This is a genomic window from Marinobacter sp. CH_CUG1437-1 (assembly GCF_037029655.1).
GTDB lineage: Bacteria > Pseudomonadota > Gammaproteobacteria > Pseudomonadales > Oleiphilaceae > Marinobacter > Marinobacter salsuginis.
This window is the reverse complement of sequence record NZ_JAYMEW010000003.1, coordinates 187,865-213,373: the sequence shown is the minus strand read 5'-3', so window position 1 is coordinate 213,373 and position 25,509 is coordinate 187,865. Positions and strand designations below refer to the sequence as shown.

The following is a 25,509-nucleotide window of genomic DNA, read 5'->3' as shown; positions in this document are numbered from 1 at the left end:
TCTTACCCAATCTGGGTTTTCAATACGCCTTCCGAAAACTACCCCGATAATCAAAAACCCGCTCCTGCACCTGCCAATAGTGCTTCTGCTTGCGAGCGATCACGAAATCCGGGGCCGGCAAGAGGGCCTGACATTCAAGCACCTCATCCACTGAGCTGAACACTTTCGGGGCCTGGCCATTGGCAAAACGACGCCCGAATATCCTGTTGAAGACGGTGCGCTGGCCCGGTTTGCTGAAATCAAACGATTCGTTGAGTTCCTCTCCATCCTCGCCGTGATAGGTGATCCTCAACTTGCTGCCGTCAGCGCCCAGCGATAGGCCGGCACATCGAATCACCATGGCATCCTTGAGCTTCAGGGCATCCCGGAGCTGATCGTCCGGATCGATAATGGCTTTTTGGCACTGACGGCAGTTGCGGGCGGCAATGTCATTCTCGGCGCCGCAGTGTGGGCACTCCTTGAACCGGAAACGGTAATCGCACTGTTGCGGGCTCTGGCCGGCGAAGCCATCATTGCCCGCGGGCTCCAGCAGGCCCTGACAACGACGCCCGTAATGCTCGATCACACCACCGTCACTGTCGGTTTTGCCCCAGAAGATATTGGCAAACCCACAGCCCGGGCAGAACACCTGCACCGGTTCGCTGTCGGGGTCCGGTTTCGGCTCACCCACTTCCGGGTGATGCAGGTTCACATGGTTGCCGGCGTAATCAATCACCAGGCAATCACGCTTCCCCTCGTCCAGACGAAGACCGCGACCCACAATCTGCTGGTAAAGACTTACTGACTGCGTGGGCCGCAGTATGGCTATGAAGTCCACGTGGGGCGCATCAAAGCCCGTGGTCAGCACGGACACATTGACCAGATACTTGAGCTCCCGCTGTTTGAAGCGCTGAATCAGCAAGTCCCGGTCCTTCAGATCGGTCGCGCCCGTCACCAGTGCGGTTTCGTGCTCCGGCAGATACCCGGTAATCTCCCGCGCATGCTCCACCGTGGCCGCAAAGATCATCACACCCTGGCGGTCCGCGGCCAGCTCCATCACCTGCTCAATGATCGCCCGTGTAACTCGCTTGTACTTACTCAGCAACCGGTTCACGTCTTTCTCGGCATACTCGCCAAAGCGATCCTGCGGCAGCGCCGAGAAATCGTATTGCGCCACAGCTGCGTTCACGAGTTCGGGTTTGGTGAGATAACCGCGGTTGATCATGTAGCTCAGCGGCAGCTCATAAATGCAGTGCTGAAAAGGCTTGTCGTCCTCACCACGAACAAAGCCCCGATAGTGGTAGCGATAGATCCAGCCCATCGCAAGACGATAAGGTGTGGCAGTCAGCCCGAGCACTTTCAGGGACTCATTCTGCTCGCGTAAAAGTTCAATGATTCGTTGATACTGACTGGTTTCCTCACCGCTGACCCGATGGCACTCATCAATGATCAAGAGAGAGTATTCATCCCGGAACTGATCGAGATTCGCCGACACTGACTGCACGCTGGCAAAGGTCACCTGATGGTGGCGTTCCTTGCGCTTCAGCCCAGCTGAAAAAACGCCGCCCTCCAGCCCATAACTCTCATATTTCGCGTGATTCTGCTCGACCAGCTCTTTCACATGGGTCAGCACCAGTATCTTCCGCCGGGCGAGACGAGCCAGCTCGGCAATCACCAGACTTTTTCCGGCGCCGGTTGGCAGCACAATAACGGCGGACTCATCCGACTTTCTGAAATGATTCAGCGTGGCCTCGACCGCGTCCTGCTGGTACGGGCGTAGTTTGAAAGGAGCGCTCATGTTGCAGTATCTGGCCATCTTAAGTACGAAAATTTGGCCATACTAGCAGATGCCATTACCTTTACCCTTGGACCGACACGAGATCCGTCCCGTCTCCCTGAATGGCCAACCTGGACCACCATGAACGACGCTGCCCCAGAGCCACTCATCACTCCCACCCCTGCTGAGAGCGGCCTCACCAGCCAGCAGGCCAGTGCCCGGCTGGAGGAGTTCGGATACAACCGGCTGCCCGCGCCTCCCATACCGGGTGTTGTAGAGTTGTTTGCTCGGCAGTTCCTCAGCCCTTTCATTTACATCCTCCTGATCGCTTCCGGGGTTTCATTTGCCCTCGGCCAGACCCCGAGCGGGGTTTTTATTCTGATTGTTCTGCTGATAAACGCGATCATCGGCACCGTGCAGGAGTTTTCGGCTCAGAAGGCGGCGGCTGCGCTGAAACAAATGATGAAAGGGACAGCCCACGTGCTTCGGGACAGCCAGATTGTCACCGTTGACGTCGAGGAGATCGTTCCGGGCGATATTGTTTTGCTGTCCTCCGGCGACAAGGTACCCGCTGATCTTCAGTTACTCAGCGCCAGCAGCCTGGCAGTGGATGAGTCCATGTTGACGGGGGAATCCCTGGCGGTTGCCAAGAATGTCGATACCACAAGCGATGACAGTACCCCGCTGACTGAGCGCGCTGACCAGTGCTTTGCCGGCAGCATAATCACCCATGGGCGCGGGCGCGGCCGGGTGATCGCTACCGCCTCGGCGACCCAGCTTGGCAAGATTGCCCAGGGTGTTACCGGCAAAACCTCGGCCGAGCCGCCGCTGATGATCCGGATCCGCAAATTCACCTATCAGGTCGCCTTCGGCATTCTGGCGGCTATTGCCGCCCTGGCAGGTCTGATGATCCTGGATGGAGGTTACTCCATCGAGGAGATGATCCTCATGACCATCGGCCTGGCGGTTTCGGTGATCCCCGAGGGTCTGCCTGCCGCACTCACCGTTGCCCTGGCCATTGGCATGTCCCGAATGGCAAAACGCAATGTCATCATTCGCAAGCTTGTCGCCGTGGAGGCTCTGGGATCCTGCACTCTCATCTGCTCCGACAAGACCGGCACACTGACCGTTAACGAGCTCACCATTCGCAGGGTGATGCTGCCTGACGGGCGGCAGTTCGAGGTTACTGGCGAGGGCGTGGCACCGGGAGGGGAAATCACAGGGCATGCCGGCACCGAGATGGATGCGACAGGCCAGGAAACACTCAGGGAACTCTGTGTCGCAGGCGTCCTCGCCAATGAAAGCCACCTGGACTACAGCGGCGGCGAGTGGGTTTCCCAGGGAGATATCGTAGACATCGCCTTTCTGGTGATGGCCAAGAAGCTGGGTATGTCCATCACGGACCTGCGAACCCGGCAGGAACAGGTGGCCCTGATCCCTTACGAGTCGGAAAAGGCCTACAGCGGCGTGGTCAACCGGGTTGGTGATCAAACCGTGATTTACGCCAAGGGCAGCCCCGAAAAAATGCTGGCCATGTGTGACCGGATGACCACCGCGGACGGCTCCATAGCCATCGACAAGCCGGCCCTCGAGCGTCAATTCACCGAACTGGCCTCCCGGGGCTACCGGATTATTGCCCTTGCGAAGAGAACCTCCGCCCACGGCGACCATGAAATGGCCGGGATGGTCTTTCTCGGCATGGTTGCCATGATTGATCCACTTCGCCATGAAGCCTTCGACGCCATCGAAAAGTGTCGTACCGGCGGTATTGAGGTCGCCATGGTCACCGGAGACCACCCGGCGACCGCCAAATCGATCGCCCAGGAACTGGGCCTGTGTGACGCAGACGCAACCGTCGTAACAGGTCCGATGCTGGATGAAGCCAGCGCTCGAGGCCAGGAGGCCGTCGATCAGCTCATTCGCCCCGCCCGGGTATTCGCCCGCATAGAACCCACTCGAAAAGCCCAGATCGTGGACAGCTTTATGCGGGATGGCCATTTTGTTGCGGTTACCGGGGATGGTGTGAACGATGCCCCCGCCATGCGACAGGCCCATGCCGGAATCGCCATGGGTAAGCGAGGCACCGATGTGGCCAAGGAAACGGCCGACCTGATCGTCACCGACGATAATTTTTCGTCGATTGTCGCCGGCATCGAGCAGGGCCGGGTGGTATACAACAACATCCGCAAGGTCATCGGGCTGCTGGTTGCTACCGGTTTCTCCGCAATCCTGCTCTTTTTCCTCTGCGTCATGGCCGGTCTGCCGATGCCGATGATCGCGGTACAGCTCCTGTGGCTGAACCTGGTTGCCAACGGCTTCCAGGACGTGGCCCTCGCCTTCGAGCCGAAGGAAGGCGGTGAGCTCTCTGTGAAACCGCGCTCTCCCCACGAGCCCGTGTTCGATAAACACATTATTGAGCATGTTCTGGTGGTGGGCTCATGGATGGGCCTTGTTGCCTTCCTCAATTTCCAGTGGACGCTCGACCAGGGCCAAACCATTGAGGAAGCCCGCAACCTCACGCTGATGCTGATGGTGCTGTTCGGCAACATTCACGCGCTCAGCAGCCGCTCGGAATCCCGCTCGCTGTTCCGCATTCCTCTGCTCCGCAACCCGTTCCTGATGCTGGCGGTTCCCCTGGCCCAACTGGCGCACATTGGTGCCATGTATGTGCCGGGGCTCTCCGATGTCCTGCAGATTCAACCCATATCCCTGGCGGAATGGCTGCAGTTGCTCGCACTTGCCATGAGTCTTGTCATTGTCGAGGAACTGCACAAGGTATTGATCAGGAAGCGGCGACAGTGAATCTGTGGTGAGATCCCGATAAGCTTGGAACAGGTTTTCTTCAGGACACTGAACACATGATCGATTTTCGCAGCGACACGGTCACCCGCCCTACCCCTGAAATACGCGAGGCCATGGCCAGCGCCGAGGTGGGCGACGACGTTTATGGCGACGACCCCACCGTGAACAGCCTTCAGGCCTACGCCGCCGAACGGCTGGGCTTCGAGTCGGCCCTGTTTACCGCCACCGGCACCCAGGCCAACCTGCTGGCCATCATGAGCCACTGTGGCCGGGGCGATGAGTACCTCTGTGGTCAGTCGGCTCACAACTACCGCTACGAAGGCGGTGGCGCTGCTGTCCTGGGCAGCGTGCAACCACAACCGATCGAGAACGAGCCGGATGGCAGCATCAACCTTGGCAAAGCCAAGACCGCCATCAAGCCCGACGATTTCCATTTCGCCCCTACCCGCCTGCTCTCACTGGAAAACACCATCGGTGGCAAAGTGTTGTCGTTGGACTATCAGCGCGAGGCCCGCGCCTTTTGCGACGAAAACGGTCTGCTGCTGCACCTTGATGGCGCCCGGGTGTTCAACGCAGCCGTGAAATCCAACTGCGACATTACCGACATCACCAGGTACTACGATTCGGTGAGCGTTTGCCTTTCAAAAGGGCTGGGTGCACCCGTCGGTTCGCTGCTGCTGGGTTCGAAAGCTTTTATCGAGCGAGCGACACGGCTGCGTAAAATGGTGGGTGGCGGCATGCGCCAAGCCGGCATACTGGCTGCAGCCGGGCGCATCGCCCTTGAGAAAGGGCCACTTCGACTGATTGAAGATCACGAGAATGCCGAGTACCTGAGCGCCGGCCTGGCCGACATTCCGCAGCTGGAGATAAACCCCGCCAGCACTCAGACCAACATCGTCTACGCCCGCTGCACGTCCGGCAGAGCCGCGCAGCTGCGAGACTACCTGGCTGACCAGGGCATACTGATCACAGCGGGAGACCCCATTCGCTTCGTGACGCACCTGGACGTCAACCGCCAGGATGTTGACCGGTTGCTGGATGCTATCCGGCAGTTCTACCAGGGTTGAAGGGGGCTCCATGGCAACACCAAAACGTATCTACCTCGCCGGTCCGGAAGTCTTCTTCCCCGCCGAAGAACACCAGGCCATCGTGGCCGAGAAAAAGCGCCTTCTGCTGGAATACGGTTTGCAGGGCGTAGACCCGCTGGACGCCGAACTGGCCTCCTCCGAACACGAGGCGAAATTCAGGCTTGGCCATAGGATCTACCGGGCCAACCGCGAACTGATGGACAGCTGCGATGCCATCATCGCCAACCTCACCCCGTTCCGTGGCATCAGTGCCGACCCGGGTACGGTCTTCGAAGTCGGCTACATGATCGGACAGGGCAAGCCCGCCTTCGGGTTTACCCTGGATAACCGGTACTACCGGAAACGGGCAGGCGGCACCGACCTGGACGGTCTGGGCCACAGCATCGAAGACTTCGAGATGAGCGACAACCTGATGATTGAGGGCGGCATCTACAGCTCCGGTGGCCAGCTCTTCGTGGCAGACCGGCCAGGCGAGCATTCCTTCTTCTCAGCGAACCTGTTCCGTCTATGCGTGGAGGCGCTGGCGAGCACCTGAGACTATTGGTTTTGCGAAGCAAATGAGTGCGCGCATTGCTCGGCGATATCACAATACTGGCCCCGGAAATACAGCAATGGCCGGGAGGCTGTGGTTTCCTTCACATTCAACGCCCTCACTTCGCCAATCACGATCAGGTGATCCCCTGCCGCGTGTTCAGCGTGGATTTCGCAATCCAGCCAGCGCAGGCTACCGGGGATGATCGGGTTGCCCAGCGGCGATGCCTGCCACTGGACGTCCTTCCATTTGTCGGCGCCCTGGCGGGCAAACAGATTGGAAATTGCTTCCTGCTCGGCGGACAGGATATTGACGACGAATCGACCGGCACGGCGAATCCGCGGATAGCTGAAGGAGCTGGACTTCACGCTGAATGACACCAGCGGCGGGTTCATCGACACGCTGTAGAACGACTGGCACGTAAAACCAACCGGTTCGCCCTCATCGAGAGATGAAATCACCGTGATACCCGAGGCGTAGTGCCCGAGCGCTTCGCGAAAGCGCGCGGGTTCGATAACGCTGCTGGTAGACGATAGGGTCATCAAATCCGCACTCATTTGAGACTTCCCGTCACCGAAAGCTCGCGCCTGACAATATCAGCGCCGGCACTCAGCGCTCGCAGCTTGCCGCTGGCCACACCGCGGGAGAGAGGCGTCATGCCACAGTTGGTGCAGGGATAGAGCTTGTCGGCATCGACAAACCGGAGCGCCTTTCGGAGCGTCTCGGCCACCTCTTCCGGCGTTTCGATGGTATTGGTGGCGACATCAATCGCACCCACCATCACTTTCTTGCCCCGGATCAGCTCAATCAGCTCCATCGGCACGTGCGAATTCTGGCATTCCAGTGAAATCAGATCGATATTGGAGGTTTGCAGCCTGGGGAAAATCTCTTCGTACTGTCGCCACTCGGACCCAAGCGTTTTCTTCCAGTCGGTGTTGGCCTTGATCCCATAGCCATAGCAGATGTGCACGGCGGTCTCACAGTTAAGCCCTTCAATGGCCTTTTCCAGGGCAGCGATGCCCCAGTCATTCACCTCATCGAAAAACACGTTAAAGGCGGGTTCATCGAACTGGATGATATCCACACCGGCCGCTTCCAGCTCCCTGGCTTCCTGGTTGAGTATCTTGGCGAACTCCCAGGCCAACTTTTCGCGGCTTTTGTAATGGGCATCGTACAGCGTGTCGATCATCGTCATGGGGCCAGGCAGTGCCCACTTGATCGGTTGATCGGTCTGCTCACGCAAGAACCGGGCGTCGTCCACAAATACAGGCTTCTGGCGACTCACAGCACCGACCACCGTGGGCACGCTGGCATCGTAGCGATCACGAATTCGAACGGTCTCGCGCCTCTCGAAATCAACGCCGTCGAGGTGTTCGATGAAGGTGGTCACGAAGTGCTGGCGCGTTTGCTCGCCATCACTGACGATATCAACGCCAGCCAGTTGCTGGTCCTGCAATGACACCCGCAAGGCGTCCTGCTTGCCCTCAACGAGTTCCTCACCCTGCAGCTTCCAGGGCGACCAGAGTGTCTCGGGCTGAGCAAGCCAGGCCGGCTTTGGCAGACTGCCGGCGGTTGAAGTAGGTAACAGTTTTTTCACGATGGGTAACCTATGGGTTCTTGATGATCAAAGCGCGTAGTCAGGCAAGTAGTTCGCGGACCACTGCTCAAGGAGGGCTCGGTAAGGTTTGATGAGGCGCTCCTCGGCATATTTACCCTGCTCAACCGCCAGTTGGCTGCGCTCATCGCGATCGTATACAACGTCTGTGGGTGAGTGATCACGGTTTTTCAGATCCGGTTGATAACGCTCGCCTGCTGCAGAGTGGGCGTTGTAAATCTCCGGTCGATAGATTCGCTGAAAGGTTTCCATGGTGGCGATGGTGCTGGCCAGCTCAAGATTGCTGTAGTCGTTCAGCAGATCACCGAAGAAATAAAACGCCAGAGGCGCGACGCTGCCGGCGGGCATGAAATACCGAACCTCCAGTCCCATCTTCCGGAAATACAACTCGGTTAAGGAGGAGTCGTTGGGCTGGTATTCAACACCCAGCACAGGGTGCTGATTGCCGGTGCGATGATAGGTTTTGCTGTCTGAAACGCTGAGGCAGATAACCGGCGGCTTGCCGAAATTCTGCGTGTAAGCTTTTGAATTCACGAAATGCTGAAAGAGCTTTCCATGCAGATCGCCAAAATCCTCGGGCACGCTGAATCCGGATTGATGCCGGTTGTGCTCCAGCAGCCGCACACTGAAGTCATAATCGCGCAGGTAGGAGGAGAAATTATTGCCAACGACGCCTTCAATGCGCTTGCCAGTTTTGCGATCAACGATGCTCGTTTGCAGCACCTCTATCGCCGGGAAGGTGTCGGCCTGCTGTTCAACACCCACGATCATGTCAACGGAAACGATATCAAGCTGGACTGAATAGCGGTTGCCTTCGGGGTTATCCCAGTGCGCCAGAGCGTTGAAACGATCATCAATCATCGTCAACGCGTTGTGCAAATTCTCCCGGCGCTTCTCTCCCCTGGCCAGATTGGCAAAGTTGGTGGTAATGCGCGTGTTCTGCGATGGACGGTAGTTTTCATCGAAACGAAGACGCTTGATGGCGAATGTGAACTCGTTGTTCATGACGATCCGGTATCCTGATTTCTGAGATAAAACCTGAATTCATTGGCTGTCTCCCGCCGTCGCCTTTCAGTCGGCCACGGTTGAGACTGAAATCTATGCTAGGCGCATGAACCAATGATTAAAATTGATTTAATCTCATCTAACTATGAACCTTCGTCATATTTCGACTTTCAGATCCTCAAGTCTGAGCAATGCCGAGCCTGCAAAATACGCAGCTCGACACCCTCACGCACAATAATGTGCTGGTTCCGCGAATCCTGATTCTTACATCGAGGTTTTATCCCCGTCGGACATTTCATCTTTTTTCATGGTGTCTTTGTCCATATGCTCCTTCTTCATTCCCTCATCCATCATGCCGTCGGTCTTCATCCCGTCATGCATGGTATCGGTCTTCATTGAGTCCTTGGCCATGCCGTCATCTTTCATCTCGTCATGCATCATGGTCTCGTCCATACCCTTGCTGTCCTTATCCATGTCGTCTGCGTGGGCCGGTGCCATCAAGGCCAGGGTGGTACCAAATGCCAAAAGAGTGGCTGTCAGCTTTTTCATTGTGCATTCTCCTTGCTGGAAACAATTTGTGTTCGACACTGCCCGGCTCCTGAGTCGGAGCCTGCAGCGCCAGAATGCAGGATAAAAAGGAACGCTTACGCGGCCGTCACGGCCCGGTCAAAAGTCGGTAAAGAAGAGGTCACAAAACCTTCACGGGGAGAACCAATCCAGCACGCAAGGCGTAATGGCCTGCAGCGTTCTAACCCAACGTGAATACGGTAATACCGCGTTAACACCAACAGCCTGCAACGGAGCTTTTTAATGAACTACGAACACGCAGTTGTGGAAGTGAAAGGAGACGTTTCCATCCTGCTCTGTAACGGCTGTGGCATTAAGATCGCAGAAGGCACCAGCCACGAGGACCGCGAGCATTACTGCACCATGTGCATGAGCGGTAACTGCAAAGCAAAATTCAAAAAGGGAGATTAATCCAGACTGGCGTAGTCTGGGCGAGCATCGATGAGAGCGCCCCATATCCTCAACACGGGTTGACGAGTGGTGATCGTGACCAGAATGCAGGCGTCATCAACGCATGCAGACAGGAAGAGGATGATCACTTTTTAAAGCTCCAGTTATCGTATATGATAACCAGATGGAAGAGGAGCACCCATGGATTGGGATATAGAATTCTACAGGAACGTAGAAAAAGAGTTCGCCGACCTGCCGCCCAAGATTCAAGCTAGAATGATTCGCCTGATGGAATTGATGGAGAAACATGGTGCAAATCTCGGGGAGCCGCACACAAAGCCACTAGGAGAAGAACTCTTTGAAATCCGCGCAAAAGCCAAAGAAGGGATAGGAAGAGGTATTTTCTGCTACATGCAGGGAAAGCGAATCATCATCCTGCATGTTTTTGTAAAGAAGGATCAGAAAATCCCGAAAAAGGACCTGGAGCTCGCCAAAGAGCGGTTGAAGGAGGTCAGGAAATCATGAATTTCAAACAGTTTAAGCAGAAAGCACTTGAAAATCCTGAAGTCCGTCGGGAATACGACTTTCTTGAAGACGAATTCAGCCTGATCGATCAACTGATTACGATGAGAACCAAGGCTGGCCTAACCCAAGAAGAGGTTGCCAAGAAACTCGGAACCAACAAGAGCAACATCTCCAGACTTGAGCGCGGCCGAAGCAACCCGAGCTGGGAAACACTCAACAACTATGCTGCTGCCTGTGGTTTTCGGGTGAAGCTAGAGGCTGTTGAAAACGGTTCGGTTTCGCCATAAACGGTCCGGAATCGTAAACAAAGAATCTACAATCCCCAGATTCTCTATTGTTTCTAAGAATCCTTCAAAGGCGAACCGGACCGGTAAGGCACCTTCCCCGCAGGCGTATATCTGGCCGCCGGCTCCAGATGCACATCCTGATCATCGAAAAAAATGTGCGCCTTGAACGCCTTGATGATCTTGGATTTATCCAGGCCACCCAGGAAAAAAATCTCATCCACATATACGCCCCAATGGCGCAGGGTTTTGATCACGCGCATCTCGGCCGGGCTGTTTCTTGCGGTGATAATGGCCACACGAACCGGTGAAAAGTCGACCTTGTGGGGCAGCCGGTCCTGCAAGCGCGAGAGCTTCCGAAGCAGCGTTGCGTAGGGGCCATCGTTCAGGGGATTGTCCTGTTCTCTGTCCTCCGCCGAATGGAATCCTTTCAGGCCCTCGGCCTTGTATACAATTTCACTCTCATCGCTGAACAGCACCGCATCGCCATCAAAGGCTATCCGTACCTGGCCATCTGGGATCGCTTCCATGTTGGCGGGCGGCTCTTTTACCAAAGCCACAGCACAGCTGTCGCTATCAATGACTCGCTGGGCGTCTTTGGTGTTGGTGGTCAGGAAGAGGTCGACATCGTAGGCATCCAGATAGTCCACCACCGACTCACCTCCGGTGAACGCAGAGCGGGTGATATTCAGACCGTATTCACGGATATTGTGAAACACCCGCACTCCGGTTTCCGGGCTGTTGCGAGACATTACCACCACTTCCACCAATGGGGTTTTGTCGCCGGACTGGAACTGGTTCAGGGAGAGAAGCGCCTTAACCAGGTAGAACCCGGTGCCGGGCTTCAGCGATTCAGACTCACGAGCGGCCATGTAATCACGGTACTCCTCGATGGCCTCTTCTCGATTGGATTCGAACTTACGCCGGAATACTGCATCCGCTTCGCTCAAATCAAACAGCGCAGTTGCTGTGATGCCAACCACCAGAGTATCCGACAAATCATAGGCCATAAGCAGTCCTTTCAAACCGGCAATTCGTTAATCTCGCCCACTACACCGTCTTCACTCACTTGTAACCTCCTCAATCGGCCGTCGCAACGAGCGCGGCATCTGCGGGCCATGGCCAATCCGTACTACCAGGTCGGGCCGCCGGCCGCCGATGCCAATGGTGCGGGCGAATTCCGGGCGCAGTGCCGCCACTTCCACAGGCTGATTTATAAACGCCGTGCGTAAATCCAGGGCGGTGGCCTGAAGCGCCAGGCGTTGGTAACACCGACCCGCCTCGATCCAGTGGGGAATATCATCGGCCTCGGAATGGATAACGGCAATGGCAGACGAGCTTTGGATATGCCGCCGATCTTTCTGGTTCTGGTTTTTGGCAGAGAACGAGCCCTTCATCGCCAGCAATCCCAGCCAACGGGGAACGGCCGGGTTTCCCATGGCAGGCCCGTAAAGGCCATCGCCGGAACGGATCGCCTCCTTGCCATTGAACCTAATCCAGCCTTTGAGTTCATCAGCCCAAGCCGCGTCCGAAAACTGTTCCTTGTTGCCCCTCGCGACGTAGTCTGCCACCAGGCTTTTCTGATCGGCCTCGGTCATCAGCAGCACCGACACACCTTCACCCTCGCCGGCACTCTGAAGCAACTCCAGCTCTTCGGGGGTAAGGGGCACACCGTCATACTCTGAGCGGCTGCACTGGCGCAGGGGAATTGCCTCGAAAAGCGCAGACCGCTCGGCCTCGGCTTCTTCAAAGTCGACCACCAACCCGGACTTGGATGCATCGAATCGGCAGTCTCCCTTCAGCCCGCCCGCCCGCGCTGCCAGCAGCAGATTCTCCGTTGCGCACCCGAGGCTGGCGTACAGATGGTGATCATCAGGATCGACGGCGGGACAGCGCCTCGACAGATCCGGAAGCACCTGTATCTGCTTGGGTTCGAGCTTGAATATCCAGGGCTGAGTGTTGTGACTGGAGGCCGCCAGAGTGGCATAGCGCACCAGCTCTCTGTAATCGTTTGGAGATTCGCCGAGCTCACGATGCCGCCAGGTTTCGCTGACCATTTCCGTATAGTTCATAGTGCCTCCAGGCTCCGAAAATACACCTGTCGAGATTCTCGCCGCGTTATCGATATCTTCTGATCAACGTGTTCAGCTCTGACTGAAATTCAGGGTTCTGCGTGACCGCGTCAACTTCATTGATCACATCCATCGCGGAGGGGTGCTGCCGCGAAACACCAATGTGGAAAGGGATCCGGGAGTTCGGAATGAAATCAACCTGGCGAACTCTCAGCTTCTCCGAATAGCCAAGTTGTTGAGCGATGTATCGGGCGTCTTCGGCGGGCTGCACCATGAAATCGCCCGCCTCCCGCAGCATAAGAAGATGCATCATCGCTTTCATATCCCGGCCCGGCTCGCGTTCCAGATAGCCGGGAATATTGTCCTCTTCCCACCGAGAGCCCCTCTCGACGATCACCGTCAGACTGGACAAATCAGCAAAGCTGGTAGCCGATTCGATCAGGTCACTGTTGGGGTTGTCTGCCGAGTAAACCAAATGGCCAAAGTCCTGCGTGAAGAGTGGTTGGTCTGAAAAGACGGCGTATTCCTTTCGCTCCTCCGACGGATAGGTAAGAAGGCCATCGGCAAGGCCGAGTCGCACGTTGTACTGTGCCCTGGCCCAGGGCAGCACCACATGTTCCGTGGTGTAGCCGGGAATAAAACTGAAGGCGAGCTGCACCAAATCCGGAAATAGCCCGACGGCCCTGTCATCGAGCGAGGAGCTATAGGGCGGTGATTTGTCGCCGAACGCGAATGTCAGATTGCTACTTGCTAACGAGACACCGGGCAAAGCAAGCAAAACAACCATGAATGTGCGGCAAAGCGCCGCCGACAATCTTTCCAAACATTGCTTTTTCGCCAAGGTTACCTCTGAGGACATCTGCGCCTCTTATCAGGGATCCATGTAGACACCCGGTCGATATCATCGGCCCATTCTATGTCGTTCAATCCTCCGGGGAATAGGCCTACTGCCCCTAAAGCCGCTCAATGGCCTTAAGTAGCGAGCTGAAGGCTCTCGAAAAGCTGCGCTCAGCCATTCGATCCATCATCCTTCCAAGTAAGGGCACCTTCACAGAACCCTCGGAAATCCAGATCACACGTGTCTGTTCACCTTCGGGCTTCAAAAAAATCTCCCCCTTCGTGTGCTGAACGCGAAACGGGCTGGATTTCTCGATGCGATAGTCCATACGGTTTGGCCTCTCAAACCGCGTAATTCGTTCAGTCAGTTCAAGCTTGCCGGCGCCGATCACCCGGAGCGCACCGGTGCCATTTTTTTCGTCTTTTCCCTCTTCAACCAGCAAAGACTTGCTCACCCCAGGGAACCGATCGTAACGAGCATGGTCAGCGATGGCCTCAAAGACCGTGTCGATATCCATCCCAAGCACACGCTCGACGTGAATGCGAAACATAGTTACTCCTCAAAAATGCGCTGACCAGAACGATACGCATACGATTCCTCAAAAGAATGGGTTTTCTTCCATTTTTTGATACCTTCGTGAAAATCGAAAGGCGGAGCTGATTCGCCTCTGTGAACGAGCGAGCACCGATGTCTGAACCATCCCTACTTCAAACCCTGCTGGACACCCTGCCCCAATGTGGCCGCGTGGAATGGATTGGCATCCGACCTGCCCGCGGTGAACCCGTTAAGGCACTCGACAGCGTGGCGGTAACCATTGGCAAGGGTTTGGAGGGCGACCGATTCAAGGGTCGAGAAACCAGCAAACGGCAGGTAACCCTGATCCAGCAAGAACACCTGCACGCCATTGCCTCGTGCCTGCAACGGGAGACCATCGCACCCGAGGTTTTCCGGCGCAACATCGTCGTCTCTGGCCTGAACCTGCTGGCCCTGAAGGGCAAACAGTTCCGAATTGGCAATGTGGTGTTGGAATATACCGGCCTTTGCCACCCCTGCAGCAAGATGGAGACTGCGCTCGGGCCTGGTGGTTACAACGCCATGCGCGGGCACGGCGGAATCACGACGCGGGTGGTTGAAGCGGGTAGCATTGCCCTTGGGGACGATGTCCAGGCCTGTCTGTGAAATAGCTATTCAGAAGAGTACGAGGTCATCGTTTCACAGACCTTCAGCAACCTATAGTGACGACATCCAAGCCCGATCAAGTTCCTGCGGCCTGCTCCACAGCGGCGTCTATTGTCTCGATGGCCTGCCGGAGGACCCGTTCAGACTCCCCATGCTTGCCCTCCTTGTGAAGCGACTCGCCCTTCGCACGGAGTTTCGCAACTTCAGCCTTTGTGCTTGCGTCCAGATCCGCCGACTCCATCTGAGAGTCGACCTCCTTCATTAACGTGGGGCACTGGCCACTGAGAGCCGGTGCGGAAAAAAGCAGCGTTACGAGTAAAACCAGAAGATAGCGCATGATTGTTCTCCCTTCTTTGCACCCATCCTCTTAACAGCATAGTCGGTCTACAGAAAAGCATGAGGTAATCCTGAGAGTAGACTATTTCGCCGGCAATTCCTTGATGTAAACGTCTTGCTGTGGAAACGGAATGGTGATGCCTTCTTGCTTGAATCGGCGCCAGATCGCCAGGTTGATGTCCGAGCTTACGCTTCCGAAACCTGCTTGCGGGTCGGCGACCCAGACCCGGGCCTCCAGATGAATGCCGTGGTCGCCGAACATTGTTAACCGGCATACCGGCTCCGGATCCGCGATCACTCGCGGGTGCTCGCGGGCGATATCGAGAATAATGGCCATCGCACGCTCCACGTCATCACTGTAGCTCACCGACACCGGTATCTTCAGGCGTACATTGGGATCTGAATAAGACCAGTTGATCACCTCAGTGGTAATCAGGTTTTCGTTGGGAATAAGCGTATCCACACCATCGCGGTTGCGAACCACCACGTAGCGGGCATGCAGCGCGACCACCCAGCCGAACTTCTCACCAATGCTGATCACATCACCGGGGCGAATCGAGCGGTCGAACACAAGAATAAAACCGCTGATGAAATTGCTGGCAATCCGCTGCAGGCCGAAGCCAATTCCCACACCCAGCGCACCGCCAAACACTGCGAGCGCCGTAAGATCTATGCCGACGAGATTAAGAACAGACAGAGCCGCGACAGTGATCAGCACCAGCTTGGCGACTTTGGAGAACCCCACGGCCGCACCGGCGCTCAGATACGGCAACTGGGTCAGTCGCCGATCGATAATGCCCGAGAGCCAAATGGCAACAACCAACACCAGGCCCATCAGCAGGATTAGCTTAACGATCGCCAACAGGGATATGCGCAGCTCACCCACGGAGAAGGCCAGGCTATCCATGGCCTCAAGCAACCCGGGGAGCAAGCCCACGAGATGCAGGCCCACCACCAGCCAGATGAGGGTACTGATGACATTCTCCGAAGCCTTGACCAGGGGGCCGCTTCGCATGCCCTTGCGCAACATATACACCAGGGTGCGGATCAGGGCGAACGAGATCAGCAGCGGGACCGCCAGATCCAGGGCCCAGTAGGCCTGGTTCAGCGCGGCGAGCAACACGCGCCCCAGCAAAACCAACACCAGCATCGAGACGGGAAAGGCAAGGCGCTGGAGGGCACGTTGCGTAAGGTGGCGCACGCCCTGGGAGTCCGCAGCGGTGCGCCGGGCAACAAGGCGATGCAGATAGAACGCAGCCGCCCCCGCAAGCACCAGAACTGCTGCCTGCGGAAGGACATCCAGCAAACGTATTTCCTGTATGGCAACCAGTAAATCGCGCCAGCTTTCCACCATCGCCAACTCCCTGGTAACGAGAACTCAGAGACCAGCCGCCTTTGGCAGCGTTCAGCCTCTCCTCAGTATAGGCCCCCAACAATAAATCTGTTCCGGTCTTCGAACGCCTCCCATGATTGGGATAATCATTCCACCACGTATAAACTCTCCTTCGGTAACCTGAAAGCCGGCAAGGAGGCGACTGCTCCACCGGCCCAACGGGGAATTCAAACGGCAATCAGGTGACAATGGCAATGAATGAGACAACCGAAGATAAAACAGCGTCAGCGCCGCCACCTCAAAAGAAAGGCTTCAGTGGCCTGCATGTCTTTGGCATTGTCCTGCTCACCATCGTTGCCACCGTCGGCGTTGGTTACTGGTGGCTCAGCCACTATGTTTTTCCTGATAATTTCGAGCCGGTAACCCTGGATGCCAGCGAACAGAATTCACTCAACACCAAGCTGAATACCCTGGGCATTAATACCCAAGGCGGTGGATCTGGCGGCCCGTTAAAGCCGGAGCCCTACAGTGAGGAAGGCGCCAGCCGGGAGGTTCGCTTCAGTGAGCGGGAACTCAACGGCATGCTGGCCAATAACACCGATCTGGCGCAAAGACTGGCCGTGGATCTTTCGGACAATCTTCTAAGCGCCCTGCTTCTCGTACCTCTTGAAGAGGACTTCCCTGTACTCGGCGGCCGAACCCTGCGAGTGAATGCCGGCGTAGAGCTCTCCTTCGCCAACGGGCGACCCTTGGTGAAATTAAAGGGTGTCAGCCTGATGGGCGTCCCCATCCCGAATGCCTGGCTGGGCAACCTCAAGAATGTGGACCTGGTTAACGAGTTTGGCGCTAATCCGGGGTTCTGGCAGTCCTTTGCGGCAGGGGTGGACTATATCCAGGTCGAAGATGGGCAGTTGCTTGTTCGGCTCAAGGAATAGAGCCTGACGCGTTCCCCTTAGTCACTTCTGTGTCATAAGCTCATAAGGCCGCTCCAGCGCCTGCCGCGCAAACTCCGCATCCGGCCAGAACAACAGCCAGCCGAGTACCGCAAGATTTCACGAGATTTTACTCCGATTACCTGCCCAGTTCATAGCAAGCTCACCAATGCTCAGCTACCATGGCTCGCCGCTGGAAGCTCCGGCTTGTCGGCAGGAAATAACTCAAAATAATCAATTAAGTAAGAAGGAATCTACTGTGCGAAACGCAAGGATCCTGGCAGTGCTGGCTGCCCTGTTGTACCTCACCGGCTGCGCCTCTGGCGCCAAAATGGGCAACATGGTGTATGAAGGGCCATTAAAGGCCTATGACACAGCCCTGGAAGATAATGTGGATGTCACCAACGTTTCCGGCGGCGAAGAAACAAACCCTGCATGGACCTCGGAGATAGACAACGACGCCTTCGCAGGCGCCCTGAAACAAACCCTGCAAAAACAGGGATTGCTGTCTGGCACCGGTCGCTATCAGCTGGAAGCGCTCCTGCTGGAAGTTGACCAACCCATGTTCGGGCTGGACTTCGAGGTAACCACCCACGTGAGATACATCCTGACTGACCGCGAAAACAACGGCGCCGTGGTTCTCAACGAAACGGTCGTTACCCCCTACACCGCCACCATTGGCGATGCGTTCGCCGCCATCAAGCGACTAAGGCTGGCCAACGAAGGATCCGGAAAAGCCAACATTCAGGGGCTGCTCGACAAACTCTCCGAACTTCGAATCCAGCCCGGCAACATTTCCCTGGCGCAATAACTCCTCGGGAATTCAGCACCAAGACAAGGAAGCATCATGAAGTCTTCACTACTCCTTACACTGGCCGCCATCGCGTTTCTATCTACCGGCTGCGCGTCGGTGGTCTCCGGGACCGACCAGAAACTTACCTTCAACAGTGAGCCTGAAGAAGCCACTGTTACGGTTTCCGGCCGTGTGCTCGGTAAAACCCCGCTGACTGTGCCGGTGGACCGGGGCTCCAACCAATCCATTACCTTTGAAAAGGAAGGCTACGAGACTTACACCGCTCAGCTCTCCACCACAACCAACCCGTGGTTCTTCGGTAACATCGTGATTGGGGGGCTACTGGGCTCCACAACTGATGGTGTATCCGGTGCCATCCACGAATTTTCTCCCGACCAGTACTTCGTCACTCTTAAGCCTGACACCCCTTCCGGAATATCGACCTCCAAACCGCGACAGATCAAGGAAATCATCATCGCGTTCAGTGGAGAGTTTCGGCACCAGTTGGCGAGCGGCGGCGGTGAAAAGGTGGACACCATCGTGCAACTGCTGGGCGTCGATGCCTCGGAGAAAGAGACCACCATTCGGGCACTGAACCAGCTTGCGCTGGCGAATGAGAACGATCTTGAGCTGGCCAAAGCGATTATTGAGGTTTACGAGGTTCGGTAAAGGGAATCTCATGAAGCCGGGGGGCATCCATGGCGCAAGCGCCCTGCCCCTTCGCGCTTCAGCAGTTACCCTTTTTCGCCTGACCCGGTGGGCAGAAATGGCCGCGAGACTTCCGGTAAGACCGGTGATCGTCGTAGTCATGACGACGGCGATCATGGTCGCGATAGTATTCTCTATCATGATCCCTGGTGGTAATTGCAGTTCCCGTTGCCGCACCAACGGCGCCGCCGAGAATGGCACCATCTCTGCCACCTACCTCGTTGCCGATGGCAGCGCCAATTGCTCCGCCGATACCGCCACCCAGCGCGGCGTCGGCGGTGTCGTCCGCAATGGCACCCAATGAGGTGGCACTCATAGATAAAAAAACGAGCAGTGATTTCATATTCATGATGGACATCCCATGGTTCAGCTGGTCTAAGCCGCCAAGATATAACGGGAAGGAGACCATTTCTCCGACGCCCCATCCGGCACCTGGCAGTGTTTGAACCATTCGAGACTATCAGGAATACACGAGCGGCAACCTCTTAAATTTTATTTACATTTCAACAGGTTAAAAACTTTTAAGATTTGCACCGATCCTTTGATAAATGGCGGCGAGGAGTACCCACCTCGCCATCCACTATCACATCCAAATTATGGCATGCGCCCGGTTCTTTCCAACCGCTCGCTCACCCATTTGTGATACAGCTTCGCCAGCGCTGGCCGAATCACCGGCAAACCAATCAGCCAGGCAAGCGGTTTCAGCAGCCAGACCCGCGACATCAACAGGATATAGGCATCCAGTTCCCGGTGGATGTTGCCCTGGCCATCCTCCACATGGAGCTCCTGAAGCGCGGCTTGCGGGTCTATACCACGTTCCTTCAGTTCCTCATCACGGCCGGTGATATCCACCCATTGCACCGATTCGCCGGTCCTGCCCGCGAGTCGCTCATAGAGCCTGCGATCCTTGACACAGCTCGGGCAGGCGCCATCGTAGAACACGCGAAGCTGATTGCCTGGTGCCGTCATCGCCCTCTCCCTTGTTTGCATCGCATTCATCTAACTACACGATAAAACAATGTGTGGCTCCCGTTAACCGTTGGGATCCCAGGGCATGACCCGCGAGAGGTTGTACCATCGCTCTGAAATTCCAAGGGCGTTTCGATCATTGTCTGGCTCGCATGCTTGAAGGTCGAGAGTCTCGGGATAGCTCATTGCTTCAGGATCAAACCGGCAGTTCAATAATCTCACCAACCACACCGTCTTCATTCACCTGCAGCCGCCCTACCGTGATTGGAAGCGTAAAACGCCGGGGCCCGGCGCCACCGGGATTGAAGTAAAGCACGTCGCCAATCCATTCATTGCGGGGTTTGTGGGAATGGCCGGCGATCACCACGCGGTAACGGCCTTGCGGATCGAATTCTAGGGTTTTGACGTCGTGAAGCATGTAGAAGGCATGGCCGAGAAATTCCAGATCCTGAGCATCAGGGAGCGTCGCTGCACGGCCTGCCCTATCGATATTGCCACGGATAGCAACCAGGGGAGCGATGGCCTCCAGTGCTTCCAGAACCTCGTCCCGCCCCACGTCACCGGCATGCAGGATCAGATACGAGCCTTCCAGAGCCTCCAGGGCTTCGGGACGCATTTTGCTGTGGGTGTCTGCGATTACCCCGATTTGCATGTTTACGCCTCGTTCAGTCTCTCAGTCGACCTGCCTGGCCCGTGCGCGTGGCCAGGCAGATAAGCGTTGCTATAGTGAAACAAGCCCGCCTCACTCCCATAGTGGCGAGATCCAGTGCAAACGTACAACCCATGGCAGGAGATTCCCATGCCCACTTACACCGTAACGGTCGCGAATCTGTCTCTGTCGCCGCAGCAGAAATCACAGATCGCCGAGGCCATAACAGCGGCCCACAATGCCCAAACCGGCGCTCCCCGGTTCTTTGCCCAGGTTCTGTTTTCTGCGGCCAATGAGGGCGACCACTTTGTGGGTGGCAGAGTGAACACCGCGCCTCAGGTGTATGTGCTCGGCCTGGTGCGGGAGGGCAGAAGCATCGAGATCAAACAGGCCCTGATGAGCCAGATGCTGGAAGAAATCGCCCACATCGTGGACATCACGGCTGAAGATGTCTGGATCTACCTGCAGGACATTCCGGCCACCCAGATGATCGAGTTTGGGCGATTTTTGCCAGCGCCGGGCGATGAAGCTGAGTGGGAAAAGGGAATGTCTCCGGAAAAGCGGGCCAGTTTACCCAAATAACCGCGATAGTAGATCTACAGCGGTTTTCAGAGTTTTCATGTTCACTGGAAAGGCCGACAGAAACTGTCGGCCAAACTATCTCAGGTTCCTGGCTTGCAGGAATTCAGATTAAGCGCGTGCGCTGCAACCGTCGATTTCTTCGTCAATGATCAGATTCCCTTCTACACGGAATCCTATCCGACCAACCAGAAACGCTTGCTGCAGACTGGTAATGACAAGGTCAGACAAACCAACGGCGCACCGATCTTTTTCAATAGCATCATCTACGGCTGTCTTAACATTGGGGATACCAAGCGGAAAGAGAACGACGGGCACGATGTCCTCGCCAGTTACCCGATCACCCTTCAGAAAGCTTGCAGAGTTAATGTTGTAGTTTTTGGTACTACCGACTGTCAGATCAGCGACGCGGTGAGCACAGCCAGACGCCAAAACCGTAGCTGCGATGATTCCAACAATTGCTGCCTTTTTCATTATCTACCTCTTCCTTAGGTTGCTTTATTTTTCGGCGCAAATTTATGTTTTTATTGGGAAGAGGTGAAAGAGCGAATTGTAGTCAATTGTAAAAGGTTGCTTGAACGGGGCGAAAATCACGCAAATTGGAAGTAAGACCTGCAGATTTATCTTTAGGTTTGGGCTGCAAATCGCGCCTCCTCGGCACCTAGGGTTATTCTCGAACTAAAACGGGATCCGGAATCCGGACAGCTGGAAAGTGGGACAATAAATCTGCGTCGGATTCCGAGCGGTCACGACTGGCCTGACAAAAGCCATAAAAACAGGCTAGCAGCAGCGAAAAGAAGCACTGCAAAATGGACAGAAAGGTTCTTCCGGATCGTTGGGGCGGGCTTGGCGTTGAAACTGAAATATTCCTCACCAAACAGCCCAACGCCACAGCGCTCACAGTAGTTTTTCGAGTAAGACACCCGGAGCTCAGATGGCTCAAACCTTTTTCGGCAACTGTAACAACTGGGTTTGATCAATGGGGACTCCACTTTTTCTACAAAACCGGGCAAAATCACCCTGGTCTGTTTCATCATCCGTTCATCCTTGCTTTTGAAGCAAAGAATCCGTTCTCTGCAGTCCCGGTTTTGTAGAGTTTATCGAAATCACAGGGTATAGCGGTATCCCACCGTTACAGCATCAAAGCTGTCATTTTGGTCCACATTCAACTCAATACTGTGATGTTCCCTAAACCAGAGTGCCGCACCTATTGAAGTCGTGCTGTCAGAGTTCTCCTCATCGGAATCTGAGAAACCACCGCTGATCTCCAGGGTGCCCGGCACCACCCAAATACGGGTAAACAGGCCGTAAGATAGAGCACTGTCGTCTTCGGTGGCACAGATGTTATCCGCACAAGCTTCGACCTCGTTGCCCACATAGCCAACGCGGGGAATAAGGTCTACACGATCCCCAATGGGAATAGGTACAAACAGGTTTAAGCTAATTGAGGAGTTGGTGATTTCGGTGCGATTGCCTTCGTTGGTGAAAATACCCGCTGATGCCCCGATCGCCAGGTTATCAGCCAACTGAACCGCACCATTGATGCCGGCAGCACCGAAGTCCTCGTATACCTCATTCAGAAAAACGATTTCCTCATCCGGCGTTACCCGCCCCAGGTACCCGCCAACGGTACTGTATGAAAAATTACTTTTGCCGATAACGGATGAAGTTTCTTCCGCAAGCAGAGGAGTAGTTGTAATAGCTAGAACAGCCGAAAGGGCTACTGCGTTCCTTTTTTGCATTGTGTTTCCTCTTAATCATCTTGTGACTGTCTCGTCACTTAGTCAAAAATAAATCTGTCCCGGTTTTCCTCAAGCTAACTACTGAGCAGCATTCGCAAAAACTTCCGTAAACACCTGTGTAACGCCTAGCATATCAGTTATCACAAAAAACTCGAAAACCATCATAGAAGTAGGAATTAAATATGGGAGAAAATATATTAACCTTGATTTAAAATGCAGGAAAAGTCTTTTAATACCAGTTATATCGAAATCTTGCCTTGATTCCAGAGTGGCCAAAATAAAATCTACTCTATTATGATTTTCAGGCTCTGACGACACAATGTGATATTCGTGGTGGAATTTCTCTAAATCTATACTCACCCCACTCTGAGACGATTCAGCTATTTCGTGGCGAAGCTTTCTAATTAACTCCTTAATTTTTACACCGCAATTATCTAAAGCTGAAGCTCTTGCATCATACTTAGCCGTTGCATTGACGACCGAATAGACCAAAACCGCAACAGCCAAAAATATCTGAAGCATATTAATAACTTGGTCAGTATAAGGAATCTCCAAACCAGACTTATGATACAACGGTATAAAAATTAATCCGAGCGAGAAAATTGTTGTAGTAAGAAATGAATAACGGGCTAACCGCTGTAAACGAACTGAGGCATTAAATCGACATTTTGCTGTCAAACGCATGCTATTCAGCAGTTTTTTTGCGGGATCATCTATATACTTTTCTTCGGACTGAAGAGAAAAAAGCCATCTAAAGAACTTCAAACAGGACTCCTTTTTTACTTCATCACTCGGAATTTAATGCACTAATCTTATTACTATACTCTTGAATGGCAGGCTCTTGAACCAAAAAATATTTGCGACGTTAAACCCTAGGTTATCGGACTAAAATATTAAATTGACCGACTGGCTGACCCGATTTGGATTGATGGTAATTTTGGCATGGGTATCTGACCTCCTACAGTAGAAGTGGCAAGTCTCTCATCGTAAAAAAACACACCTTTAGTTTTTAAATAACCGAAGTTTGAATCTGCCATAACATAATCTTTACCATCCGGATCAGGCAGCCATCCTTTAAAATTTGCCTCATAGGCAAGCAGCCAGTGCTCATCATAAAGACCAGCGGCACTCATCTGGGCCTCCCATATGCTAGTGTCTAAGGTCTTAGCGAGAAGGCCTCTATTTCTGCAATCTAACGCAAGTAGCGCTACGCAAGAATCCTCACATCCAGCAAGAGCGTCGACCGCCTCATCATGAAGCGTGAGCTTCAGGGCTAGGCATGCCCACAATGCGTTTGCTACTTCGCTGGAATGACGAAGCGAAGCATGGTTCACAACAAGGACATTAACTATTTCTTCCAGAGGCGCTTTCAGCACAGCCGCTCCGCGGTTGACCCTACTGATTATTTGTTCCAACACATAAGGAAAAGTGGCTGGCTCTGGCAAAGCACAAAGTAGGACCAATCGCTGGAAAAGCTTCCAATTTTTAGAATGAATGTCTTGATATCGCAAGCGTGCAACGGCAAATTGCAGAACTGGCTCACCTTTGAATTCATGGTGCAGCTCAAACGCACGAGAAAAAAATCCCTCTAGGTCAGCGGCTTGGCCAGCTACAGATGTTCGAAACTGAATTTTTTTTAGCTCTGAGGACCAGGGGGATCCTAGCGGCATCGGTAGTTCTGAGACACTCGTCTTCTTAGGATTGAGTGCTATTTCATATTTGGCTAAGCAACTTCCCAATATATGAAACGCGTCTTCAGCTTCTGTCCGCGTGGCAAAGCTCAACTCGTAATCATCTATAAATCTATGGCCTCTAATACTAGGCAGCTCAGCGATTAACTCATCATCACATCTTTGCATTATCAATTCGGCTAAAACCAGCGACGTATCTGGACCAATTGGAATTCCAACCGTTTGGCCGTCCTGGCCTTGCCTTACTAAAAAGTCGAGTCTGTTCCCGAGCAAGCCAAAGCTATGATCTTTCTTAGCTAGAGCCTTAGTGTGAAGCGCCCAAGGAATCGAGTGAGTATATACACTGTGGTAAAAACGACTTATGTCGGTGGTAAGCACGAATCGGCGACCCAATCTTGACTTTTGGGCCAGGTTCGCTCTGCATGACTGGGGAAGTTTTCCATTAATCGCTCGCCCCGTCGCCTTGAATTCTGGAGCCGTCGCAGAAAGCGGAGTACCAGCTGCATACTCGGAAATCGTCTTCCAATTAACAACAATCTCTCGTGATAGCAGATAAAAAGACACAGGGTTGCATAAACTCAACTGCCTCCGTAATAGCCCGCCTCGTGCGTGGGAAAACTTTGTTGTCTTTGCTTTTGGAATTTTTTCGCCCTTTTTCACCAATTTTCCAAAATCAGAGTCCGCCGGTTTGGAACCAGTTGTCATCAGCGAAGCAAAGCTTTCTGTAACAAATGGAGCTGGCAATTCTTTTGGAAAATAGCCTCGACTCAACAATTCCGATAACAAATTAAGTTCCTCAGTTCCGAGTTTTATTGAAAGTTAGCAGAGGACGAAAAGGCCGACTTTTGCGCAGACACCCTGTTTTGGAAGTCATTTTCTTTTTCATGGTTTCGTTCTCCGGCTGGAAGTTGTGCCTAGCTACCCTTTCGGCATTGGAGTAATCGACATCATCAACGATATTGAACTGCTTGTCAGTCAGGACGGTGAACTAACGGAGCCAGTTGTAACTCTGGCCCAGTTGGATACCCAGCTCCCGGCCAATAAAAGCTGCAACACTGCCAGGCCGTTCAGCTCCTCGAACGGCTTAACGACAAAATCAATCGGTGCATGCACAGACCGTCTTC

At 54.4% G+C, this 25,509-nt stretch carries 30 protein-coding genes; 12 read left to right on the top strand and 18 right to left on the bottom strand.

The genetic code is table 11. The features are described from left to right. Window positions 1-19 precede the first annotated feature (19 nt). Window positions 20-1,777, bottom strand: coding sequence for a DEAD/DEAH box helicase (locus WA411_RS09730; protein ID WP_291906354.1), 1,758 nt, complete (start codon window positions 1,775-1,777; stop codon window positions 20-22). Between the two features lie 120 nt (window positions 1,778-1,897). Between WA411_RS09730 and WA411_RS09725 the strand changes: the two genes are divergently transcribed. From WA411_RS09725 to WA411_RS09715, 3 genes are read left to right on the top strand one after another with little or no spacing between them, the layout of a single operon-like run. Next, on the top strand, window positions 1,898-4,558 hold the full coding sequence (locus WA411_RS09725) for a cation-translocating P-type ATPase (RefSeq protein ID WP_291906356.1): 2,661 nt from the start codon (window positions 1,898-1,900) through the stop codon (window positions 4,556-4,558). Window positions 4,559-4,614: 56 nt separating this feature from the next. Continuing rightward, the gene (ltaE, locus tag WA411_RS09720; RefSeq protein ID WP_291906358.1) at window positions 4,615-5,625 is read left to right on the top strand and encodes a low-specificity L-threonine aldolase; all 1,011 of its coding nucleotides are present in this window, start codon (window positions 4,615-4,617) and stop codon (window positions 5,623-5,625) included. 10 nt (window positions 5,626-5,635) lie between these two features. Further along, entirely contained in the window at window positions 5,636-6,181 is a 546-nt protein-coding gene (locus tag WA411_RS09715; RefSeq protein WP_291906360.1) for a nucleoside 2-deoxyribosyltransferase, read from the top strand. Between the two features lie 2 nt (window positions 6,182-6,183). Here the strand turns inward: WA411_RS09715 and WA411_RS09710 are convergent, their stop codons facing one another. The 4 genes from WA411_RS09710 to WA411_RS09695 all read right to left on the bottom strand — a co-directional run bounded on the left by WA411_RS09710 (window position 6,184) and on the right by WA411_RS09695 (window position 9,347). Further along, window positions 6,184-6,720 carry a flavin reductase family protein gene (locus WA411_RS09710; protein WP_291906679.1) on the bottom strand — a complete coding sequence of 179 codons (537 nt, stop codon included), beginning with the start codon at window positions 6,718-6,720 and terminating at the stop codon, window positions 6,184-6,186. An 11-nt stretch (window positions 6,721-6,731) separates the two neighbouring features. Continuing rightward, the gene (locus WA411_RS09705; RefSeq protein WP_291906362.1) at window positions 6,732-7,775 is read right to left on the bottom strand and encodes a methionine synthase; all 1,044 of its coding nucleotides are present in this window, start codon (window positions 7,773-7,775) and stop codon (window positions 6,732-6,734) included. A gap of 27 nt (window positions 7,776-7,802) precedes the next feature. After that, on the bottom strand, window positions 7,803-8,798 hold the full coding sequence (locus WA411_RS09700; RefSeq protein ID WP_291906364.1) for a DUF1852 domain-containing protein: 996 nt from the start codon (window positions 8,796-8,798) through the stop codon (window positions 7,803-7,805). 264 nt (window positions 8,799-9,062) lie between these two features. Next, the gene (locus WA411_RS09695) at window positions 9,063-9,347 is read right to left on the bottom strand and encodes a hypothetical protein (RefSeq protein WP_291906365.1); all 285 of its coding nucleotides are present in this window, start codon (window positions 9,345-9,347) and stop codon (window positions 9,063-9,065) included. A 261-nt stretch (window positions 9,348-9,608) separates the two neighbouring features. On the opposite strand from WA411_RS09695, the gene WA411_RS09690 reads away from it, so the two are divergent. The 3 genes from WA411_RS09690 (at window position 9,609) to WA411_RS09680 (ending at window position 10,567) form a co-directional block, all read left to right on the top strand. Further along, the gene (locus tag WA411_RS09690) at window positions 9,609-9,776 is read left to right on the top strand and encodes a hypothetical protein (protein WP_291906367.1); all 168 of its coding nucleotides are present in this window, start codon (window positions 9,609-9,611) and stop codon (window positions 9,774-9,776) included. A 180-nt stretch (window positions 9,777-9,956) separates the two neighbouring features. Next, window positions 9,957-10,280 (top strand): type II toxin-antitoxin system RelE/ParE family toxin, encoded by a 324-nt coding sequence (locus WA411_RS09685; RefSeq protein ID WP_136630608.1) that lies wholly within the window; start codon window positions 9,957-9,959, stop codon window positions 10,278-10,280. Next, entirely contained in the window at window positions 10,277-10,567 is a 291-nt protein-coding gene (locus tag WA411_RS09680) for a helix-turn-helix domain-containing protein (protein ID WP_291906369.1), read from the top strand. The genes WA411_RS09685 and WA411_RS09680 overlap by 4 nt, the downstream gene beginning before the upstream one ends. 53 nt (window positions 10,568-10,620) lie before the next feature. Here the strand turns inward: WA411_RS09680 and WA411_RS09675 are convergent, their stop codons facing one another. The 4 genes from WA411_RS09675 to WA411_RS09660 all read right to left on the bottom strand — a co-directional run bounded on the left by WA411_RS09675 (window position 10,621) and on the right by WA411_RS09660 (window position 14,024). Beyond that, on the bottom strand, window positions 10,621-11,574 hold the full coding sequence (locus tag WA411_RS09675; RefSeq protein ID WP_136630612.1) for a 5'-nucleotidase: 954 nt from the start codon (window positions 11,572-11,574) through the stop codon (window positions 10,621-10,623). A gap of 51 nt (window positions 11,575-11,625) precedes the next feature. After that, window positions 11,626-12,636, bottom strand: a complete 1,011-nt coding sequence (locus WA411_RS09670; RefSeq protein ID WP_291906371.1) for an Acg family FMN-binding oxidoreductase — start codon at window positions 12,634-12,636, stop codon at window positions 11,626-11,628. Window positions 12,637-12,682: 46 nt separating this feature from the next. Continuing rightward, on the bottom strand, window positions 12,683-13,495 hold the full coding sequence (locus WA411_RS09665) for a substrate-binding periplasmic protein (RefSeq protein WP_291906373.1): 813 nt from the start codon (window positions 13,493-13,495) through the stop codon (window positions 12,683-12,685). A gap of 94 nt (window positions 13,496-13,589) precedes the next feature. Beyond that, a complete protein-coding gene (locus WA411_RS09660; protein WP_291906374.1) occupies window positions 13,590-14,024 on the bottom strand; it encodes an SRPBCC family protein in 435 nt (144 codons plus the stop codon). A gap of 137 nt (window positions 14,025-14,161) precedes the next feature. Between WA411_RS09660 and WA411_RS09655 the strand changes: the two genes are divergently transcribed. After that, the gene (locus WA411_RS09655; protein ID WP_291906376.1) at window positions 14,162-14,653 is read left to right on the top strand and encodes an MOSC domain-containing protein; all 492 of its coding nucleotides are present in this window, start codon (window positions 14,162-14,164) and stop codon (window positions 14,651-14,653) included. Window positions 14,654-14,729: 76 nt separating this feature from the next. Here the strand turns inward: WA411_RS09655 and WA411_RS09650 are convergent, their stop codons facing one another. Next, a complete protein-coding gene (locus WA411_RS09650; protein WP_222465213.1) occupies window positions 14,730-14,990 on the bottom strand; it encodes a hypothetical protein in 261 nt (86 codons plus the stop codon). Between the two features lie 81 nt (window positions 14,991-15,071). Next, window positions 15,072-16,343 (bottom strand): mechanosensitive ion channel family protein, encoded by a 1,272-nt coding sequence (locus WA411_RS09645; protein WP_291906379.1) that lies wholly within the window; start codon window positions 16,341-16,343, stop codon window positions 15,072-15,074. 233 nt (window positions 16,344-16,576) lie between these two features. Here WA411_RS09645 and WA411_RS09640 point away from each other — a divergent pair, with 233 nt between their 5' ends. The 3 genes from WA411_RS09640 to WA411_RS09630 all read left to right on the top strand — a co-directional run bounded on the left by WA411_RS09640 (window position 16,577) and on the right by WA411_RS09630 (window position 18,716). Then, complete coding sequence (locus WA411_RS09640; RefSeq protein ID WP_291906381.1) at window positions 16,577-17,257, top strand: arginine N-succinyltransferase; 681 nt, start codon at window positions 16,577-16,579, stop codon at window positions 17,255-17,257. A gap of 256 nt (window positions 17,258-17,513) precedes the next feature. Continuing rightward, entirely contained in the window at window positions 17,514-18,065 is a 552-nt protein-coding gene (locus tag WA411_RS09635) for a hypothetical protein (RefSeq protein ID WP_291906383.1), read from the top strand. A gap of 36 nt (window positions 18,066-18,101) precedes the next feature. Beyond that, a complete protein-coding gene (locus tag WA411_RS09630; protein ID WP_136630623.1) occupies window positions 18,102-18,716 on the top strand; it encodes a PEGA domain-containing protein in 615 nt (204 codons plus the stop codon). Between the two features lie 58 nt (window positions 18,717-18,774). On the opposite strand, the gene WA411_RS09625 is transcribed toward WA411_RS09630, so the two are convergent. The 3 genes from WA411_RS09625 to WA411_RS09615 all read right to left on the bottom strand — a co-directional run bounded on the left by WA411_RS09625 (window position 18,775) and on the right by WA411_RS09615 (window position 20,376). Beyond that, window positions 18,775-19,104, bottom strand: a complete 330-nt coding sequence (locus WA411_RS09625; RefSeq protein ID WP_291906385.1) for a hypothetical protein — start codon at window positions 19,102-19,104, stop codon at window positions 18,775-18,777. A 245-nt stretch (window positions 19,105-19,349) separates the two neighbouring features. Then, complete coding sequence (locus tag WA411_RS09620; protein ID WP_291906387.1) at window positions 19,350-19,724, bottom strand: thiol-disulfide oxidoreductase DCC family protein; 375 nt, start codon at window positions 19,722-19,724, stop codon at window positions 19,350-19,352. A gap of 196 nt (window positions 19,725-19,920) precedes the next feature. Continuing rightward, window positions 19,921-20,376 carry a metallophosphoesterase family protein gene (locus WA411_RS09615; protein ID WP_291906389.1) on the bottom strand — a complete coding sequence of 152 codons (456 nt, stop codon included), beginning with the start codon at window positions 20,374-20,376 and terminating at the stop codon, window positions 19,921-19,923. Between the two features lie 147 nt (window positions 20,377-20,523). On the opposite strand from WA411_RS09615, the gene WA411_RS09610 reads away from it, so the two are divergent. Further along, the gene (locus WA411_RS09610) at window positions 20,524-20,955 is read left to right on the top strand and encodes a tautomerase family protein (RefSeq protein WP_291906391.1); all 432 of its coding nucleotides are present in this window, start codon (window positions 20,524-20,526) and stop codon (window positions 20,953-20,955) included. Between the two features lie 108 nt (window positions 20,956-21,063). On the opposite strand, the gene WA411_RS09605 is transcribed toward WA411_RS09610, so the two are convergent. Next, a complete protein-coding gene (locus WA411_RS09605; protein WP_209400423.1) occupies window positions 21,064-21,426 on the bottom strand; it encodes a hypothetical protein in 363 nt (120 codons plus the stop codon). A 335-nt stretch (window positions 21,427-21,761) separates the two neighbouring features. On the opposite strand from WA411_RS09605, the gene WA411_RS09600 reads away from it, so the two are divergent. Then, window positions 21,762-22,046: a hypothetical protein gene (locus tag WA411_RS09600; RefSeq protein ID WP_291906395.1), complete on the top strand. Its 285-nt coding sequence runs from the start codon at window positions 21,762-21,764 to the stop codon at window positions 22,044-22,046. Between the two features lie 12 nt (window positions 22,047-22,058). On the opposite strand, the gene WA411_RS09595 is transcribed toward WA411_RS09600, so the two are convergent. The 3 genes from WA411_RS09595 to WA411_RS09585 all read right to left on the bottom strand — a co-directional run bounded on the left by WA411_RS09595 (window position 22,059) and on the right by WA411_RS09585 (window position 25,171). Next, window positions 22,059-22,694, bottom strand: a complete 636-nt coding sequence (locus WA411_RS09595; protein WP_291906397.1) for a hypothetical protein — start codon at window positions 22,692-22,694, stop codon at window positions 22,059-22,061. A 78-nt stretch (window positions 22,695-22,772) separates the two neighbouring features. After that, a complete protein-coding gene (locus tag WA411_RS09590; protein WP_291906399.1) occupies window positions 22,773-23,459 on the bottom strand; it encodes an SLATT domain-containing protein in 687 nt (228 codons plus the stop codon). A 128-nt stretch (window positions 23,460-23,587) separates the two neighbouring features. Continuing rightward, complete coding sequence (locus WA411_RS09585; protein WP_291906401.1) at window positions 23,588-25,171, bottom strand: RNA-directed DNA polymerase; 1,584 nt, start codon at window positions 25,169-25,171, stop codon at window positions 23,588-23,590. Window positions 25,172-25,509: the final 338 nt, after the last annotated feature.

Bases quoted from the DNA above. Each gene is read 5' to 3' on its own strand.
- WA411_RS09655 (WP_291906376.1), top strand. From the start codon at position 14,162: ATGTCTGAACCATCCCTACTTCAAACCCTGCTGGACACCCTGCCCCAA.
- WA411_RS09730 (WP_291906354.1), bottom strand. From the start codon at position 1,777: ATGAGCGCTCCTTTCAAACTACGCCCGTACCAGCAGGACGCGGTCGAG.
- WA411_RS09615 (WP_291906389.1), bottom strand. From the start codon at position 20,376: ATGCAAATCGGGGTAATCGCAGACACCCACAGCAAAATGCGTCCCGAA.
- WA411_RS09610 (WP_291906391.1), top strand. From the start codon at position 20,524: ATGCCCACTTACACCGTAACGGTCGCGAATCTGTCTCTGTCGCCGCAG.
- WA411_RS09715 (WP_291906360.1), top strand. From the start codon at position 5,636: ATGGCAACACCAAAACGTATCTACCTCGCCGGTCCGGAAGTCTTCTTC.
- WA411_RS09710 (WP_291906679.1), bottom strand. From the start codon at position 6,720: ATGACCCTATCGTCTACCAGCAGCGTTATCGAACCCGCGCGCTTTCGC.
- WA411_RS09725 (WP_291906356.1), top strand. From the start codon at position 1,898: ATGAACGACGCTGCCCCAGAGCCACTCATCACTCCCACCCCTGCTGAG.
- WA411_RS09605 (WP_209400423.1), bottom strand. From the start codon at position 21,426: ATGAAAAAGGCAGCAATTGTTGGAATCATCGCAGCTACGGTTTTGGCG.
- WA411_RS09640 (WP_291906381.1), top strand. From the start codon at position 16,577: ATGAATGAGACAACCGAAGATAAAACAGCGTCAGCGCCGCCACCTCAA.
- WA411_RS09690 (WP_291906367.1), top strand. From the start codon at position 9,609: ATGAACTACGAACACGCAGTTGTGGAAGTGAAAGGAGACGTTTCCATC.
- WA411_RS09625 (WP_291906385.1), bottom strand. From the start codon at position 19,104: ATGAATATGAAATCACTGCTCGTTTTTTTATCTATGAGTGCCACCTCA.
- WA411_RS09685 (WP_136630608.1), top strand. From the start codon at position 9,957: ATGGATTGGGATATAGAATTCTACAGGAACGTAGAAAAAGAGTTCGCC.
- WA411_RS09620 (WP_291906387.1), bottom strand. From the start codon at position 19,724: ATGACGGCACCAGGCAATCAGCTTCGCGTGTTCTACGATGGCGCCTGC.
- WA411_RS09675 (WP_136630612.1), bottom strand. From the start codon at position 11,574: ATGGCCTATGATTTGTCGGATACTCTGGTGGTTGGCATCACAGCAACT.
- WA411_RS09645 (WP_291906379.1), bottom strand. From the start codon at position 16,343: ATGGTGGAAAGCTGGCGCGATTTACTGGTTGCCATACAGGAAATACGT.
- WA411_RS09695 (WP_291906365.1), bottom strand. From the start codon at position 9,347: ATGAAAAAGCTGACAGCCACTCTTTTGGCATTTGGTACCACCCTGGCC.
- WA411_RS09660 (WP_291906374.1), bottom strand. From the start codon at position 14,024: ATGTTTCGCATTCACGTCGAGCGTGTGCTTGGGATGGATATCGACACG.
- ltaE (WP_291906358.1), top strand. From the start codon at position 4,615: ATGATCGATTTTCGCAGCGACACGGTCACCCGCCCTACCCCTGAAATA.
- WA411_RS09670 (WP_291906371.1), bottom strand. From the start codon at position 12,636: ATGAACTATACGGAAATGGTCAGCGAAACCTGGCGGCATCGTGAGCTC.
- WA411_RS09665 (WP_291906373.1), bottom strand. From the start codon at position 13,495: ATGTCCTCAGAGGTAACCTTGGCGAAAAAGCAATGTTTGGAAAGATTG.
- WA411_RS09630 (WP_136630623.1), top strand. From the start codon at position 18,102: ATGAAGTCTTCACTACTCCTTACACTGGCCGCCATCGCGTTTCTATCT.
- WA411_RS09700 (WP_291906364.1), bottom strand. From the start codon at position 8,798: ATGAACAACGAGTTCACATTCGCCATCAAGCGTCTTCGTTTCGATGAA.
- WA411_RS09600 (WP_291906395.1), top strand. From the start codon at position 21,762: ATGGACAGAAAGGTTCTTCCGGATCGTTGGGGCGGGCTTGGCGTTGAA.
- WA411_RS09595 (WP_291906397.1), bottom strand. From the start codon at position 22,694: ATGCAAAAAAGGAACGCAGTAGCCCTTTCGGCTGTTCTAGCTATTACA.
- WA411_RS09680 (WP_291906369.1), top strand. From the start codon at position 10,277: ATGAATTTCAAACAGTTTAAGCAGAAAGCACTTGAAAATCCTGAAGTC.
- WA411_RS09650 (WP_222465213.1), bottom strand. From the start codon at position 14,990: ATGCGCTATCTTCTGGTTTTACTCGTAACGCTGCTTTTTTCCGCACCG.